The 15,669-nt window shown below is 28.6% G+C and carries 17 protein-coding genes, 1 pseudogene and 1 other annotated feature; of the genes and pseudogenes, 4 read left to right on the forward strand and 14 right to left on the reverse strand.

Features of this window, described 5'->3' with window-relative positions; translation table 11 throughout:
- Positions 1–50 precede the first annotated feature (50 nt).
- The 13 genes from KGF36_RS10135 to KGF36_RS10195 form a co-directional block, all read right to left on the reverse strand.
- Positions 51–1,595, reverse strand: coding sequence for a hydantoinase/oxoprolinase family protein (locus tag KGF36_RS10135; protein ID WP_227828439.1), 1,545 nt, complete (start codon positions 1,593–1,595; stop codon positions 51–53).
- A 20-nt stretch (positions 1,596–1,615) separates the two neighbouring features.
- Entirely contained in the window at positions 1,616–2,695 is a 1,080-nt protein-coding gene (locus KGF36_RS10140) for a DUF917 domain-containing protein (RefSeq protein WP_227828438.1), read from the reverse strand.
- Between the two features lie 53 nt (positions 2,696–2,748).
- On the reverse strand, positions 2,749–4,038 hold the full coding sequence (locus KGF36_RS10145) for a cytosine permease (protein WP_227828437.1): 1,290 nt from the start codon (positions 4,036–4,038) through the stop codon (positions 2,749–2,751).
- 162 nt (positions 4,039–4,200) lie between these two features.
- Positions 4,201–4,412 (reverse strand) — a binding site (T-box leader).
- 231 nt (positions 4,413–4,643) lie between these two features.
- Positions 4,644–4,874: a hypothetical protein gene (locus KGF36_RS10150; RefSeq protein ID WP_413840993.1), complete on the reverse strand. Its 231-nt coding sequence runs from the start codon at positions 4,872–4,874 to the stop codon at positions 4,644–4,646.
- 194 nt (positions 4,875–5,068) lie between these two features.
- Positions 5,069–5,503 carry an MOSC domain-containing protein gene (locus tag KGF36_RS10155; RefSeq protein WP_227828436.1) on the reverse strand — a complete coding sequence of 145 codons (435 nt, stop codon included), beginning with the start codon at positions 5,501–5,503 and terminating at the stop codon, positions 5,069–5,071.
- Positions 5,504–5,537: 34 nt separating this feature from the next.
- The gene (moaC, locus tag KGF36_RS10160; protein ID WP_227828435.1) at positions 5,538–6,008 is read right to left on the reverse strand and encodes a cyclic pyranopterin monophosphate synthase MoaC; all 471 of its coding nucleotides are present in this window, start codon (positions 6,006–6,008) and stop codon (positions 5,538–5,540) included.
- Positions 6,009–6,011: 3 nt separating this feature from the next.
- A complete protein-coding gene (gene moaA, locus KGF36_RS10165) occupies positions 6,012–6,971 on the reverse strand; it encodes a GTP 3',8-cyclase MoaA (RefSeq protein WP_227828434.1) in 960 nt (319 codons plus the stop codon).
- Between the two features lie 46 nt (positions 6,972–7,017).
- Positions 7,018–7,521 carry a molybdenum cofactor biosynthesis protein B gene (locus KGF36_RS10170; RefSeq protein ID WP_227828433.1) on the reverse strand — a complete coding sequence of 168 codons (504 nt, stop codon included), beginning with the start codon at positions 7,519–7,521 and terminating at the stop codon, positions 7,018–7,020.
- Positions 7,522–7,583: 62 nt separating this feature from the next.
- Complete coding sequence (gene yqeB / locus KGF36_RS10175; protein WP_227828432.1) at positions 7,584–8,399, reverse strand: selenium-dependent molybdenum cofactor biosynthesis protein YqeB; 816 nt, start codon at positions 8,397–8,399, stop codon at positions 7,584–7,586.
- Positions 8,400–8,587: 188 nt separating this feature from the next.
- Complete coding sequence (locus KGF36_RS10180; RefSeq protein WP_227828431.1) at positions 8,588–8,926, reverse strand: heavy metal-binding domain-containing protein; 339 nt, start codon at positions 8,924–8,926, stop codon at positions 8,588–8,590.
- A 161-nt stretch (positions 8,927–9,087) separates the two neighbouring features.
- Positions 9,088–9,459, reverse strand: coding sequence for a CoA-binding protein (locus KGF36_RS10185; RefSeq protein WP_227828430.1), 372 nt, complete (start codon positions 9,457–9,459; stop codon positions 9,088–9,090).
- A gap of 47 nt (positions 9,460–9,506) precedes the next feature.
- Entirely contained in the window at positions 9,507–10,010 is a 504-nt protein-coding gene (locus KGF36_RS10190) for a molybdenum cofactor guanylyltransferase (RefSeq protein ID WP_255287807.1), read from the reverse strand.
- Positions 10,011–10,134: 124 nt separating this feature from the next.
- Entirely contained in the window at positions 10,135–11,502 is a 1,368-nt protein-coding gene (locus KGF36_RS10195; protein ID WP_227828428.1) for a GTP pyrophosphokinase family protein, read from the reverse strand.
- Between the two features lie 277 nt (positions 11,503–11,779).
- Here KGF36_RS10195 and KGF36_RS10200 point away from each other — a divergent pair, with 277 nt between their 5' ends.
- The 4 genes and pseudogenes from KGF36_RS10200 (at position 11,780) to KGF36_RS10215 (ending at position 13,991) form a co-directional block, all read left to right on the forward strand.
- On the forward strand, positions 11,780–12,040 hold the full coding sequence (locus KGF36_RS10200) for an autorepressor SdpR family transcription factor (RefSeq protein WP_227828427.1): 261 nt from the start codon (positions 11,780–11,782) through the stop codon (positions 12,038–12,040).
- A 19-nt stretch (positions 12,041–12,059) separates the two neighbouring features.
- A pseudogene (locus tag KGF36_RS10205) lies at positions 12,060–12,215 on the forward strand (IS607 family transposase); the annotation flags it as partial.
- Positions 12,193–13,308, forward strand: coding sequence for a transposase (locus tag KGF36_RS10210; protein WP_227828426.1), 1,116 nt, complete (start codon positions 12,193–12,195; stop codon positions 13,306–13,308). The pseudogene KGF36_RS10205 and the gene KGF36_RS10210, both read left to right, overlap by 23 nt.
- 173 nt (positions 13,309–13,481) lie before the next feature.
- Positions 13,482–13,991 (forward strand): SdpI family protein, encoded by a 510-nt coding sequence (locus KGF36_RS10215; protein WP_227828425.1) that lies wholly within the window; start codon positions 13,482–13,484, stop codon positions 13,989–13,991.
- A 184-nt stretch (positions 13,992–14,175) separates the two neighbouring features.
- Here KGF36_RS10215 and KGF36_RS10220 read toward each other — a convergent pair whose 3' ends face one another.
- The gene (locus KGF36_RS10220; protein WP_227828424.1) at positions 14,176–15,570 is read right to left on the reverse strand and encodes a YfcC family protein; all 1,395 of its coding nucleotides are present in this window, start codon (positions 15,568–15,570) and stop codon (positions 14,176–14,178) included.
- Positions 15,571–15,669 lie beyond the last annotated feature (99 nt).

The raw sequence follows: 15,669 nt of genomic DNA on the forward strand, positions 1-15,669 counted from the left end.
GATTTTTTTATATCTAAAACATATTTAAAAGCACTTAAATTTTCTTTAAATTATATCAAATCTCCAACAACTTTTACTTTTATAAGGAGTGCATTACCTGGAAGATATGCAAGTGGAACATCTTCTATATTTAATACTTCTATAGTATCCTTTTTAGCACCTGCTTTTAAAGCTTTATTTATGGCTTCTTGTTTTGCATCTTCTATAGCATCTTCTCTAGACATTTTATCTAAGCTGTACACTTTTTCTACATCTCCACTTATTTGCCCTAAAGCCGCACCAATAGCATTTGCTGCGGTATAATGAGGAGGTCTTATAACATCACTTATGCCTTTTAGTTTTTCTGGGACAATTATACTTCCTCCACCAGTTAAAACTAATTCAACATCATTTTGGCTAGTCTTCATTTGGTCTACAGCATCTTCTAGTTTTAAAATTACTTTTTTATATACATCATCACAATAATCTTTATCTAAATTTTCAACATTACTTTTTCTATCCTCAAATGCCATGCCTAACTTTGTAACAACATCTGATAAAGTTAAAGTGTCACCACCAAATATTATTGCATCTTCAGTTATTCTATACCCTACACTCTCAGGGCCTATTTTTATATTGTCTTTTTCACCTTTTACACAAGTTCCCCCAGCAAGTCCAATGGTTAAAACATCTGGCATTCTAAAGTTTGTATGTACTCCTCCAATTGTAACAGGAATTGAAGATTCTCTAGGAAATCCATTGTATAATACACCTAAATCACTCGTAGTTCCTCCAACATCTAGTACTATTGCATTTTTTACTTTTGATAAAAAGGATGCTCCCCTTATAGAATTTGTTATTCCACATCCAATTGTGAAAATAGGATACTTCATTGTGTACTCTAAATTCATTAATGTTCCATCATTTTGACTAAAATATATTTCTGCATCTATTCCTAAATCTTTCAATGCTTTCTCAAATCCTAAAGAAACAGCCTTCCCTACTCTAGACAATGCAGAGTTTAAAATTGCTCCGTTTTCTCTTTCCAGGATACCTATATTACCTATTTCATTTGATAAGGATATTGGAATATCACCAAGAATCTCTCTAACCCATTTTGCAACTTCTTCTTCTTGTTGCTTATTTACAGGAGCAAATACTCCACTTATTGCAATACTTTCTACCTTACCTTTTATCTTATTGCAAAAATCTACTACTTCATCTTTACAAAGTTCATTTATCTTTCTTCCATCAAACTCATAACCACCAGATATCAATATTGAATCTAATTCTATTTTTTCTCTTAAATCTTCTGGCCAATCTATAAATGGTAAAATGGCAGTGGTTGCTGGTTTTCCTATTCTTATCATTGCTACATTATTAAGCCTTTTTCTTTCTACTATTGCATTTGTACAGTGAGTTGTACCAAGCATAGCATATTTTATTAATGAATGGTCAATTTTACTTTCATCTATAACTTTTTTTAAGGCATTATAAACACCAGTTTCAACATCTTTTGTAGTTGCTACTTTAACTGAATGGATTACTTTTAATTCCTTATCCAGTATACAAGCATCTGTATTTGTTCCTCCAACGTCAATTCCTACACGATACATCAAAATTTCCCCCTAAATTTTTATTTTCCTTGTAATTCTTCTACTGTTTTATACTCTACATCATACCCAAAGTATCCAGGTCCAACTGTCTCAATTCCTTTTTTAGTTCTCCATTTTTCATTACAAGGAAAAGCTACTACCATCACACGAGAACCATATTTTATTCTTTCTGTAGTTATTGGGAATCCAGTTTCTAAATCTAATATTGCTATTAAATCTGGTGTAATACAAAGTGGTGTACTACCTTTTTTTGCAATTAGATTTTCATTTTGGAATAGTACAGAGTATTCTCCATCATATCCATTAATTCCAGCAAAGAATGCATGCCCTCTAGTAAACCCACCTTTTAATTCTCTTTTAATATCAACTACTTTTCCTTCAAATAATTTGTATCCTTTTAATTCTTTCAATATATTTTCAATAGCACCTTTTGAGTCTGACTTATTCTCAAGTAAAAATCCTCCTATAGTTTCAGCTATAGTCAAGGTATTTCCTATAGCAGCTTTTTTAACTTGAGCTCCGCTTAAATTATAGTCACTAATAGAAGAACTTCCTCCCATTTCTACTGTTAAAGTTCTAGCCAATCTTTCTGACCAAATTCCATCAACAGGATAAAGGATAGCTGAATTACCCTTTTCATCAGCCATTACAGCAGGTGATGCTTCATATCCTTCAAGATAAAAAGTTACCATTTGAGCTTCCGGAAACGCTCTACCCATAGAATCTGCATCCAAAATAGGAAGCCCTTTTTTTGCAGCAACTGCTATTGGCATAAGTGAATTTATTCCCCCTATTTCTATAGGAATTATAACATCAACTTTTCTATTCAATAATTTTTCCATTATCTCTAAAGGAGTAGTTAATTCCACTTCAGAAAGTAATTTTTCTATTGTAATTACAGGAGAACCCATACCAGATACTGGTACTACTAAAGCATCATCCTCTAGTTCATCTAAACTAATCACTTTTACAGGTCCATACTTTTTAATTGCTTGTTTTGCAACTAATTTACCTATGTATGGGTCTCCTCCTCCTCCAGTTCCAAGCACTGCTGCGCCAACTGCTATTTTATCCACGCTTTCTTCTGTTAAAAATCTCATGTTACTTTCTCCTCATATCCCAAATTTATTTTATACTTTACAAGCATATTTCATTAAACTGCTTTTTTTACTTCTTGTTTGTTTTTTGATGAACAAATCGCTTTTCCAATAATTGATTGTATTATAAATCCTGCTATAAAACCATCTAAAGGTGCTATAGTAGTAAGAGTTATAAATCCATATGTAGAAAGGTATGTTATTAATATACCAATTATCCAAGATATTATTGAATGTTTAACTATTGGTTTGTATGCTATCCCCTTATCAAATCCTTTAAGTTCTTGTTTTACTATATAATATTCTGCTGTATACACACCACCAACAGGTGCAATAACAATTCCAAGTAAATTTAAAAATCCTATAAATCCTTCATATATTCCAAATACAGCTAATAAAGTTGCTACAACACCAAGAACTATAGTTAATACTTTTTCAGGAGCTTTTTTTAGTACAAGAGCTATACTTAGTGATGCAGAATATACATTGCTTGTATTTGTAGTCCATTGAGCTAATGTAAGTACAATTATACCTGGTATAGCAATTCCTAATGTAATAAAAATTCTCATAATATCTGAAGTACCCATACATTTTACTAATATTATTGATACTACTATCATAAAGGCATTTCCAAATTGTATCCCTAGAAAACTTGAAAGTGCACAATCTCTTCTACTTTTAGCCCAGCGACTTATATCAGGAGATACTATTGCTCCAACTATTATTATACTCATTGATAGAGAAACTCCACCTGCAAATGTCATAGTCGATTTCATATTATCATCAACTGGAATTCCATTTGCTTTAAAAGACAAGAATATAGTTAACATCATAAGAATTAATAAGAATGGTACTGAATACACACTTAATTTTTCCATTGCTTTATATCCATAAATAGCTGTACTCATCATCAAAAGACCACCTATGAGGCTTAAAACTTGCATGCTCACATCTAGATTAAATATATCTTTTATTATTATTTGAGCATTTTGAGCAAAGAAGCCTACTTGAACTCCAAACCATCCTAATAGAGAAACCCCTATAACTAGAGAAAATATTTTTGCTCCAGCTTCTCCAAATACATATTTTGTTATCATAGATGTAGATAAACTTGTAGATGAGCCAACTAAAGAGCATATAGTATACAAAATAGCAGAAAAAAATGAACCTACAATTACTGATAATATTGCTTGTTTCATTGGCATACTTTGAGCTAACTCAGCTCCTAAAATAACAGATGATAAATCCACGCCTATCGCTACTAGCACTGAAAACATAGCTACCCAACCACGTTTTTGATTCTCTGGAACCTGTTCCAAGGCATAATTAATTTTTTCTTCTTCCATTTTCATCCCTCCATTAAAATTGTAAAACCATTTAGTTAGTTTATTTTACAATTTTCTAATTTATAAATTTATTAACAACTATATATTTATAATTTTCATTTAATATATAGTTTTAAATTTTCTGAAATAATTTTATAATAAAAAACGCCTCTTGGAAAAAATCCAAGAGACGAATACAAATCCGTGTTACCACTCTTATTAGTAAAAATTTATTTTACTCACTCATTTTCTTAAGGCGAATTAAACCACTACTACAATAGAGCTGTAATAGTATTCTCCAAAGTTCTTTTCACACAAATTTCAATATTAGTTCTCAGCTAAATCTAACTCTCTGTAAAATTCCTTTATGCTACTTTCTTCTTCTGCGAATCTACGTTATTTATTTATGATTTATATCATAATATATATGCAATATTTTGTCAACTTAAAAAGTAAATTACTTGTATCTTTTAGTTTTATATGTAATTTTTTATATTATTACTGTATTTATATTTTGTATTTTTTAAATTTAATAAAATTTTATATTATTTTTATATACAATTGAATATAATTTTACAAATTATTTTCATTTTATATGATGGATACTACTTGTTACTCAGGTAAAATTATACATTCAATTCAAAATCTAACTTATCTTGTTCTATGCCATTAATGATGAGTACAATCGAATGAGTTCCTGAGTAATATTTCCTTACACTTACATCTGCAAAAGAATGTTTTTTCGTGTAAAGCTTCTTCTCATTTTCTTTTAATAAAACCTCTGATATTTTAAAAATCTTCCTCTTTCTTTTTCCGCATATGAGTATCTCTCCTCCCATATTTAATTTATTAATCATATCTCATATTATACAACAGTATGTTATATTGTTAAATCTATCTATTTAAAATACTTTACACTACACATTCTGAAATATTGTGAAGTATCTCCTGACAGTAAAAATGTCCGAACAGCCTATAAAACAAGGCTATACGAACATTTAAGAAAATTTTTAAATATAATCAGAAATTTATTTTAAGTTTAATCAAATTTTTATTGAATTATATCTATTGAATCTCCAATATTTATAACTCCTTCTTTTAAAACCTTAACAAAAATTCCTTCGCGTGGCATTACACAGTCCCCTGTTAATTTTTTAATCTCACATCCATTATGACACTTTTTCCCTATTTGAGTTACTTCAACTTCACATTTGCCTATCTTTAATTTTGTACCAACAGGTAATGAAAATACTTCTATTCCCTCTGTAGTTATATTTTCAGCAAAGTCTCCAAATTTTAATTGGTCAAAGCCTCTCATTTTCATTTTATCTATACTTTCTTTTCCAAGTAAACTTATTTGACGATGCCAGTTTCCTGCATGTGCATCTCCAACTATTCCATAATTTATTTTTAGTTCTGCACATTGCACAGGAACCTTAATGACACCCTTTCTGTCACTTATATTTATTGACACTACTTTAGCCATATTTCCTCCAAATTTTCACCCATATATTCTTAAATTATTCAAACTTAAAATCACCTGATTTTCCACCAGTTTTCTCCACAAGATGTATATTGCTTATGACCATCTTTTTATCAACTGCTTTACACATATCATAAATTGTAAGCGCTGCTAAAGAACAAGCATTTAATGCTTCCATTTCTACACCAGTTTTGCCAAGCGATTTACAGGTTGCATATATTTTAATAGCAGACATAGAATCATCTATCTCAAATTCTAAATCACATCCAACCAATTTAATTTGATGGCACATTGGTATATTTGAAGATGTATTTTTAGCTCCCATTATCCCTGCAACTTGAGCTACGGATAATACATCTCCCTTTTTTATTTGTCCATTTTTTACCTTTTCTAAAGCTTCTTTGCCAAGAGTAATCGTAGCTGTTGCTATAGCAGTTCTCTTAGTATCATCTTTTTCACTTATATCTACCATTTTAGCATACCCTTTTTCATTTATGTGCGTTAACATTACCTATCCTCCAATTTCATACATACGTCTATTTGTATCACTACATTTATTTTCTATTAAATGATGTTTTTCTGGCTTTTCTTTTATTATATCTTTCATAGTTTCTCTAAATAACAATGGTTTATGTAAAAGTGGTTTTATATCTATTTCTTCTTTTGAATGTAGACACAGTTTTATTGCACCACTAGAGGTAAGTCTAATACGATTACAAGTGTTGCAAAATGAACAGCTTAATGGAGTTATAATTCCTATTCTTCCTTTTGCTCCTTTAAACTTATAATATTCTGCTGTACTTTTTTCATCATTTTTAACTTTATATAAACCATATATTTTTTCAACCATTTCTTTTACATTAAAATATCCTTTTTTGTAGACTCTATTAGCTTCACCTAATGGCATAAGTTCAATAAATCTTACATCAATTGGTGATTTAACTGTTAAAAACATAAAGTCTTTAAGCTCATCATCATTAAATCCATTTATGGCAACACAATTTACTTTTACTTTTATACCTAAATTTAAACATGACTCAATCGATTTTAATACTTCTTTTAAATTGCCGCCTCTTGTCACAGATTTATATTTATATTCCTTTAAAGAATCTAAGCTTATATTTACTTTATTCAGACCACATTCTTTAAGCTCAAATATTCTATCAGAAAGTCCAAGAGCATTAGTTGTCATTCCTATATTTTCTATTCCACATTCTTCTCTTGTAAACCTTATAAGTTCATTTAAATTGGGATATAAAAGAGGCTCTCCTCCAGTAAATCTAACCTTTGTTATCCCTTGTTCTGACATAGCCTTTATAATAAATTTATAGTCTTCAAAACTTAGATTATCGTTTATATAATTTTTTTCAAATTTAACATCTGGTGGCATACAATAAACACACCTTAAATTACACTTATCTGTAAGTGAAATACGAAGGTAGTCTATTTTTCTTCCATACTTATCAATCATACTTTATCTACCTCTTTGTCTATTTTTTATCTATCTGAATTATATACTATTTTTTGTTATTAGTGGCACATTCTGTGGCTTCTCCTCTTAAAATTTCTATGCCATGGTCTAAGACATCAATAATGAAGCTTAGATTTTCAACTGCACCTTTGGGACTTCCAGGTAAATTTATTATTATAGAATTATTCCTTATTCCACTTACACCCCTACTTAGTATAGCTTTTTTAGTAATTTCTGTAGATTTCATTCTCATGTATTCACTAAGACCTGGTATCTCTCTTTCTAAAACATCTTTAGTAGCCTCTGGAGTTATATCTCTCTTTGAAAATCCAGTACCTCCATTGGTAAGAATTAAATCTACTTTATTACTGTCACAAATTTTTATAATATTTTCCTTTAACATTTCCTTATCATCTTTTATCAACACATATTCAATAACTTTATAATTCCCTGTATTTTCAACAAATTCAGTTAATTTTTTGCCTGTTATGTCTTCTCTTTTCCCTTCATAGCCCTTATCACTAAGTGTTATAATTGCTACATTAAACATATGGTTTCACCCCTTTACATATAAATTAAACTTTTATAAATAAAAAATCTATTTAATAGAACCTATTCTGGTAATATTCCTTCTGATAATAATGCTTCTAAAACTGCTCCTGCTATACAACGTCCTTTATCTGATATCGTAAATGAATTTTTTACTTCTTCCATTCGAGGGTCTATATCCAATATCTTTAATCCTTTTTCTATTTGTGAACCATTTTTCAATATGCCTCTCAAAACACCATCTAAAGAAGTTTTCACTTCTATTTTATTTCCATTTTTTTCAGTGATATAACATATTATATCTCCTTTTTTAACTACATCTCCTATATTACATATAGTTTCTATTATTCCAACGTTCTCAGAATAAAAAACTCGGTCTTTAGTTATACCCAATATAGCACCTGGTATTCCTGTATTTTTTAAAGCATATCCTTCTCTTATCACTTTTCCTAAATTATGTCCTCTCATAGTTTCAATAACTATATCTACATCTTTACCTGCACAAAACCCTGGACCCAAAGCTATTGTAAGTGATGCCATCGCTTTATTTGTTCCAATATTTTTTTTTGCAAGTATACAATCTATAACTGCTACAGGACGTATTTCATCTATATATTTACCTTTTGGGTCTATTATTAGCGCCACTTTTCTTTTATTTAAAGCTTTTTTTATTTCTGTTTTATCTTTGCAATACACACAATAGACACCTTCCACAGAAACTTCCTTTTCATAAATAGCCTCACTAAAAGAAACTTTCCTTCTTATTGCAAGAGGAGTTTCAACTTCTAAAGCAATTATTTTAAAACCACAGTTATGTAACTTGTGTATAACTGCTGTTGCTAAATCTCCAGCTCCTCTAACTATTATAACATTGTTCATATTTTCTCCTACTAATAAAAATTTTAAAGTCTATACTTTATATTATATAATATAATTTTACTTATTTATATAATATCATCTTATTTTATTATCATAATGGTTAAAAATTACTTTTACCTGATATTTTTCAAACAAAAAGAGACATCCATAAAATTTATAAAAGATGTCTCTTTCTAATTACTTATACTTTATTTTTCAGCTATATCATTGTTATCTTCTAAAATAACTGCTGTTCCATAAGCAAGCATTTCTGCTGCTCCTTGCATAACTGAAGCTGAAGACAATCTAAATGCTATTATTGCATTTGCACCTTTAGATTCTGCATCTTCAACCATTCTGCCTATTGCAATTTGTCTTGCTTCTGTAAGCATTTCATTATATCCTGTAAGTTCTCCACCAACAAGATTCTTAAAGCTTGCTCCTATATCTTTTCCAACATGTTTTGCTCTTATTGTACTTCCTCTAACTAATCCTAACACTTCTGCTATTTTTTTTCCTTCTACTTTTTCTGTAGTTACTATTAACATAATATATCAACTCCTTAATATTCCTGTTTAATATATTATATCATGTAAATAGGAATTTTCTTAATAAATCTTTTAATTTGATACTTTATCTAGGAAATCTATATTATAAAATAAGATATTTCGTTAACCAATTATGTTCTTAATCATTTCTATATATAATTTTACTTAGTTAACTCATCATATAAACTTAAATTGTATTCTACATTCAATTTTAAATCCTTAATTTTTTTAATAATCATTTCACTAAAGCTTCCTTTTTCAAACCAGATATTTTGTATGTCTAAAAGTTCTATCTCTTCTAAAATGGCATCCATCTTAGACTGCTTATCTATAATAGCTACAACATCAATATTGTGTGGTACGTCTTTTAGACACTCATATACATCTATACCTTCAATATTCTTTTTCTCTTCATCTATAGCAACAACTTTGTACATATTCTTTTTAAGTTCATCTAATATTTTATATGCTTTGCTTCCTTCGTCACTATTATTTAATATCACTGCCCAAGAATCACATTTAAGTAAATTCATAAATTCTCCTCCATATAAATCCTACTCTATTTTACAACCGTAGCTAATTAAACTTCAGTCAATTTTTTATACTCATCAATAGTATTTACATTTAAAAATAAATCTTCGTTATCAAAGTATATATAGCTTTTATCTATTTTTTCTATAAGAGTTCTAAGCTTCAAATCATTTTTCCCTATACATAAAGATACTTTATTTATTATACTCTTTTTGTATCCAGAACACAATGGTTGTAACTTTCCATTTGTTACTGAAATTACACTTTTATCATCCATTTCATCAGCTATTTTTTCGACTATTTCATTATTTAGATACGGCATATCACATGCAACTGTAACTATATCATACTTTGCATGTTCAAGAGCAGTATATATTCCTCCTATTGGACCAACATTTTTTATTATATCATTATAAACTTTAATGTTATATTTTGAATATAATTCTTCATTATTAGATACTATTATTACTTCATCAAAATTTTTAAAAACTTCTATTGCAATTTCAATAAAAGGCTTTTCATGTAATTCTAAAAAAGCTTTATCTTTCCCCATTCTAGAGCTTTTCCCTCCTGCTAAAATTACACCTGTTCTCTCTATACAAATCGCCTCCTCTAAAATACTTTTATTTATATATATTTGAAAAATGGCGCTATTGCGCCATTTCAATATTGATTGACTACTCAAAAACCTGAATAATTTTTTCTTTAAATGCATTCATAAGTTTTTCTTTTTCTTCTAAATATTCACTATAACACTCATACTCTCTACAGATACAATTTATAATTTCACTTGATGTAAAATTGATTTTTTCAAGATTATAGTTATATAAAATTTCAACACTATCAACTTCACTTATACTATTAAAAATACAATTATATATATCTTCAATTATAAATTTACTATCTTCTTCAAATTGACATAAGAGTTGTTCTCTATTTTCTTCAAGCAATACATTTTCCTTTATAAACTCTACAAAGTTTTCAAAGTCTTCAGTGTTATTACATGGTTCTATTTCAAACAATATCCTAAAAAATAAGTTCCATGGAAACTCCGTATTTAGTCTACTTCTAAAATGATTTCCTAAATCATTACAGAATTTATCATCAAATGTAGGTTCTCTTTCAAACTCTATTTGGTCATTAAAATCTATATCTTTATTTACAATTTCATTTAATCTTGCAAACTCATCGAGCATAAAATTACCTAAAACTTCATCGCTTATATCTTGTTTATTAAAAGAATAACTTAATATAGTTTCACATGGCTTTTTAAAATCCACAACAAAACCTATACTTTTATTCATCTTTTCTGAAAAAGCATCGTACACTAATTTTGCAAAGAGCTTTTCAATTTCTTTTTTACTTCCTTTCATGTTAAAAGACTTTCCTGAGTGAAAGTTTTTATAAATACTCAAAAGCTGATTATCTATCATAGTAAGATTATTCTTTATAGAGTCCATCATATCCTTTATAAATTTATCAGCAAGTAAATATGTGTTATTTTTATAAATTATTTTATGTTCAATCTCACTCCAAAACACATTTACAAGAGATTTAATTTGAAGTTCAAATTTTACTTCTCTATCTAAATATGCAAAAACTCCATCTATCTTATATATTTCAAATCCATTTTTTTGCTTATTAGGTTGTCTTTCAGACAATTTTAATTTAATATTTTTATTTTCTTTATTATAGTAGTTTATTTTATCATCTGTTTTATTAAAGTATCTTCTTAAAAGCCTATATATCTTATTTTCATCCTCAATAAATCTACACTCAATTCTTAGTCCTATTAAATCAGATACATTATGAATAAGATTACTTGCCTCCCCATATTTTTTTAAATATCTATTTCTAATTATCTTTTCCCGTAAACTTGATTCTGATTTTATTCTAGAGGTTACATTTATATACTCTTGATTTTTTTCATCCAAGATATTTTCAAAGTACTCTTCTATTTCATCTGATATAGTTTCTAATGTTGGAGACATTGTCCTCAACATTTCTATAGACTCTTCAATAAAATCAAATTCTTTTAATCCCATAAATTTTTACACTCCTATGTTTAATAACTGTTAGCTATTTCAGTTCTTTATATTTAACTACATTCTTATTTTAACATTTTTTCCTATTATAAGTAAGTATTCTCCAAAAACCTTCATATATATTTCAAATTAGAATTAAAATATCAGATAAAATTAAAAGATTTCGTAATAATGAAGTTATAAAAATAGTGGATTTTTTTTCCTAATACGAGTATACTATAGATATAAATATTTAACTAATTAGTTAAATATTTATATCTATAGCAAGGAGGATATTATGGTAAAAGTATTTAAAGCATTAAGTGATGAAACTAGAAGAGAAATTTTAAAATTACTTAATGAAAGAGATATGAATGCAGGAGAAATAGCAAGTCATTTTAATATGTCTAAACCAGCAATATCTAAACATTTAGATATTTTAAAAGATGCAGAACTTATTAGCTCAGAAAAAATGGGACAATTTTTGATTTATTCTATTAATTTATCAGTCCTTCAAGAAGTACTTGGAAACTTCTTGGATATTTTTAAAAAGATATAGGAGAGTTGCAACTGTTAAAATTGACAATACTGAAAAAGCAGAGCAACAAGAGTTAGTTGAAGATATGATACAGATAATCACAGTTTTTAGTTGTAGGCTTCAAGGCAAGAGAGGTAATAAAGCCAAGAAGATGATAAAGGAGTTGATAGAAGATGATACTAGCGAAAAAAGTTAGATTGTATCCAAGTCAACTTCAAGAGCAAAAGTTGTGGCAATCAGTAGGTACTGCTAGATTTATATATAATTGGACACTTGCGAAACAAGAAGAAAATTATAAAAATGGTGGTAAGTTTATTTCAGATAACGAACTAAGAAAAGAAATAACTAAATTAAAGAAATCTGAATTAAGTTGTCTTAAAGAAGTATCTAATAATGTAGCGAAACAATCAGTTAAAGATGCTTGTGATAGTTACAGGAGATTTTTCAAAGGCTTATCAGATAAACCAATATTTAAGAGTAGAAGGAAAAGTAAGAAGTCCTTCTACAATGATAACTGTAAGTTAAAAGTAAAGGAAGGAAAGTTAGTTAATATTGAAAAAGTTGGTTGGATAAGAACTAATGAACAATTACCTACTGGAGTTAAATATAGTAATCCAAGAATAAGTTATGATAACAAGTATTGGTACATTTCAGTAGGTATAGAGCAAGAAGAAATTAAAGAAGAGTTAACAGATGTATCATTAGGAATAGACTTAGGACTAAAAGACTTAGCAATTTGTTCTGATGGTATAGTCTACAAGAACATAAATAAAACTTATGTAGTTAGAAAATTAGATAAGAAACTTCGTAGGTTGCAACGTCAAGTTTCTTGTAAGTATGAAAATAATAAAAAAGGAAAGGAGTATGTCAAAACTAACAATATTATAAAACTTGAAAAGCAAATACAACTAATGCACAGAAGACTTGCAAATATTAGAAATAACTATCTTCATCAAACTACAACGAGTATAGTGAAAGCCAAACCATACAGAGTTGTAATAGAAGATTTATCAGTTTCTAATTTGATGAAAAATAAGCATTTATCAAAAGCTATTACAAAACAAGGCTTCTATGAATTTAGACGACAACTTGAATACAAGTGTAAGTTTAGAGGAATAGAGTTAGTTATAGCAGGTAGATTTTATCCATCATCAAAAACTTGTAGTCAATGTGGTGAGGTTAAGAAAGATTTAAAACTTAAAAATAGATATTATAATTGCAAATGTGGATTATCTATTGATAGAGATTTAAATGCTTCAATTAATCTTTCAAATTATAAATTAGCATAAATCACCAAAAAGATAATGCTAATATGTAGGATGCATTGTATCCGAATTTACGATTGTGGAGTATCACATCAAATGAAAGTAGCTTGTTGTAGTTTGACTTGCAAAATCAGATACGTTGAAACAATAATTAAACATACTTTATAAAGTTTTATAAGGTTTTGGCAACGGTTATTATGGAAAATATAGGTTTAATATTACTTGTAGCATTATTAATTATAAACTATGTAAATGCACCAGAAATTTTAGGTTTTTCAAAAGATAACCCAAAAGTTAAAACTGCAAGAAGGTTACAAATGTTATTTTTAATAGTCGCAGTTGGAAGGTTTATCATTCCTTTACTAGGTATAGATGAGATATTTTCTTATGAAATTAACGACAAAGTATCAGTTATAATAAATGCCATTATAATTATGTATTTTGGTAATTTATTACCTAAGCTACAAATTTATAAGAACATAGATACTAAATATGCTTGGGCCATTGGAGATGAAAAAATATGGAAAAAGGCAAGTAAGATTTTTGCGTATTTATCATTTGTTATAGCTATTGGAATGATTATATTGAGTTTTTACTTTGATTCAGCTACAGTCACAACAGCATGCCAGTTCATATGGTTTGCAATACCTTTATTATATTTATTGCTTCATTATAGAAATAAATTTAGAGCTCATACTCCTAAATAAATAATTATAAATATAATAAAATAAAGCAACTTCTTCTTAAAGGAAGCTATAATTTGTTTTAATATTGAAATGAAACATTTATAAAATAAATTGCCACCAAAAAATTTATGGTGGCAATTTATTAATAATCATATTTTTAGTATTTTATATAATTTCTAAATATATTAAATTAAACTCTCTTAAATTAAAAACCTATATAAATACCTATTGTTAAAAAAACTAAAGATACAGCTGTTAAAATCAACAATATAGGCATTATAAATTTTACCCATTTTGAAAAAGGAACATGAGCTACCGCAAGTGCTCCCATTAGTACTCCAGATGTTGGAGTTATAAAGTTTGTAAGACCTACCCCAAATTGATAAGCAGTTACTATAACTTGAGCTGATATATTAACTAAATCACCAAGAGGAGCAAGAACAGGCACTGTAAGTGAAGCAAGTCCTGAAGATGATGGAATCAAAAATGCCAACGCAGCTTCCAAGAAAAATGATAGATATACAAATATAACCTTTGGAAGTCCACCTAAAAAGCTTGCTGCAGAATTTAATATAGTATCTATTATGAATCCATTTTGAGCAATTATTACAATTCCACGAGCTAAAGCTATTGCAAGAGCAGCTGATGCTAAATCTTTTGCTCCATCTATGAAACTATCAGAAATTTCACTTTGTGACAATCTACCAACTAATCCAGAAAGTACACCTATCGCAGCAAAACACATTGATATTTCTGGGATATACCATCCTTGGCTTAAAACACCCCAAATCATTATCGCCATTCCTATTCCAAATATAGCAAGAACAGATACTTCTTTAAAAGTAAACTCTTTTATTTCAGTTGAAGTATGATTAAGTATTGATTTATTATTTTTATCTATCTCATACACTATTGAGCTTTCAGGGTTTTCTTTAACTTTTTTAGCATAATACATTACAAACGCTATACTGATTAATATATATGCTATAAAAATCACTACTCTATATGCTACTCCTGAACCAGGAGCAAGTTGAGCTAGTGCTTGTGCAATACCAACTGAGAATGGATTTATTGTCGATGCAGCCGCTCCTGCCGCTGCTCCTATAAATACAATCGCAATGGCGGTTAGAGAATCATATCCTAAGGATGTCATAAGTGGAACAAATATCATATAAAATGGTAATGTTTCTTCTGCCATCCCAAATGTAGTACCTCCAAGACCAAATAAAATCATTGATATCGGAATTATAAGTAGTTCTTTTCCTTTAAACTTCGATATAACTGATGCTATTCCTGCTTCTATAGCTCCAGTTCTATTTACAATACCAAAAGCACCTCCAACTATTAAAACAAATCCTACAACTTCTGCTGAATCAATAAAACCTTCTATAGGCGCTTTAAAAACATCTGTAAATCCTTGAGGATTACTTTCTACACTTTGATAAGTCCCTGGTACAACAACCATCCTACCTTCTACATCTTCTCTACTAAATTCACCACTTGGTACTATCCAAGTTAATATTGCCATTAAGACTATTAGCAAGAATATAATTGTAAAAGTGTGTGGTATAATAAATCGTTTCTTCTTACTGTCAATCATTATAATGTCCTCCATACTTTACTAAATTTTGAATCTATATAGGATATTTTTTAATCTCTCTGACTAAAGTTTTCCCTTTTTACAATTTTTTATTAGCAA

The organism is Clostridioides sp. ZZV14-6009, assembly GCF_020658095.1.
GTDB lineage: Bacteria > Bacillota > Clostridia > Peptostreptococcales > Peptostreptococcaceae > Clostridioides.

Bases quoted from the DNA above. Each gene is read 5' to 3' on its own strand.
- KGF36_RS10135 (WP_227828439.1), bottom strand. From the start codon at position 1,595: ATGTATCGTGTAGGAATTGACGTTGGAGGAACAAATACAGATGCTTGT.
- KGF36_RS10140 (WP_227828438.1), bottom strand. From the start codon at position 2,695: ATGAGATTTTTAACAGAAGAAAGCGTGGATAAAATAGCAGTTGGCGCA.
- KGF36_RS10145 (WP_227828437.1), bottom strand. From the start codon at position 4,038: ATGGAAGAAGAAAAAATTAATTATGCCTTGGAACAGGTTCCAGAGAAT.
- KGF36_RS10150 (WP_413840993.1), bottom strand. From the start codon at position 4,874: ATGATTAATAAATTAAATATGGGAGGAGAGATACTCATATGCGGAAAA.
- KGF36_RS10155 (WP_227828436.1), bottom strand. From the start codon at position 5,503: ATGGCTAAAGTAGTGTCAATAAATATAAGTGACAGAAAGGGTGTCATT.
- moaC (WP_227828435.1), bottom strand. From the start codon at position 6,008: ATGTTAACGCACATAAATGAAAAAGGGTATGCTAAAATGGTAGATATA.
- moaA (WP_227828434.1), bottom strand. From the start codon at position 6,971: ATGATTGATAAGTATGGAAGAAAAATAGACTACCTTCGTATTTCACTT.
- KGF36_RS10170 (WP_227828433.1), bottom strand. From the start codon at position 7,521: ATGTTTAATGTAGCAATTATAACACTTAGTGATAAGGGCTATGAAGGG.
- yqeB (WP_227828432.1), bottom strand. From the start codon at position 8,399: ATGAACAATGTTATAATAGTTAGAGGAGCTGGAGATTTAGCAACAGCA.
- KGF36_RS10180 (WP_227828431.1), bottom strand. From the start codon at position 8,926: ATGTTAATAGTAACTACAGAAAAAGTAGAAGGAAAAAAAATAGCAGAA.
- KGF36_RS10185 (WP_227828430.1), bottom strand. From the start codon at position 9,459: ATGAATTTACTTAAATGTGATTCTTGGGCAGTGATATTAAATAATAGT.
- KGF36_RS10190 (WP_255287807.1), bottom strand. From the start codon at position 10,010: ATGGGGAAAGATAAAGCTTTTTTAGAATTACATGAAAAGCCTTTTATT.
- KGF36_RS10195 (WP_227828428.1), bottom strand. From the start codon at position 11,502: ATGGGATTAAAAGAATTTGATTTTATTGAAGAGTCTATAGAAATGTTG.
- KGF36_RS10200 (WP_227828427.1), top strand. From the start codon at position 11,780: ATGGTAAAAGTATTTAAAGCATTAAGTGATGAAACTAGAAGAGAAATT.
- KGF36_RS10210 (WP_227828426.1), top strand. From the start codon at position 12,193: ATGATACTAGCGAAAAAAGTTAGATTGTATCCAAGTCAACTTCAAGAG.
- KGF36_RS10215 (WP_227828425.1), top strand. From the start codon at position 13,482: ATGGAAAATATAGGTTTAATATTACTTGTAGCATTATTAATTATAAAC.
- KGF36_RS10220 (WP_227828424.1), bottom strand. From the start codon at position 15,570: ATGATTGACAGTAAGAAGAAACGATTTATTATACCACACACTTTTACA.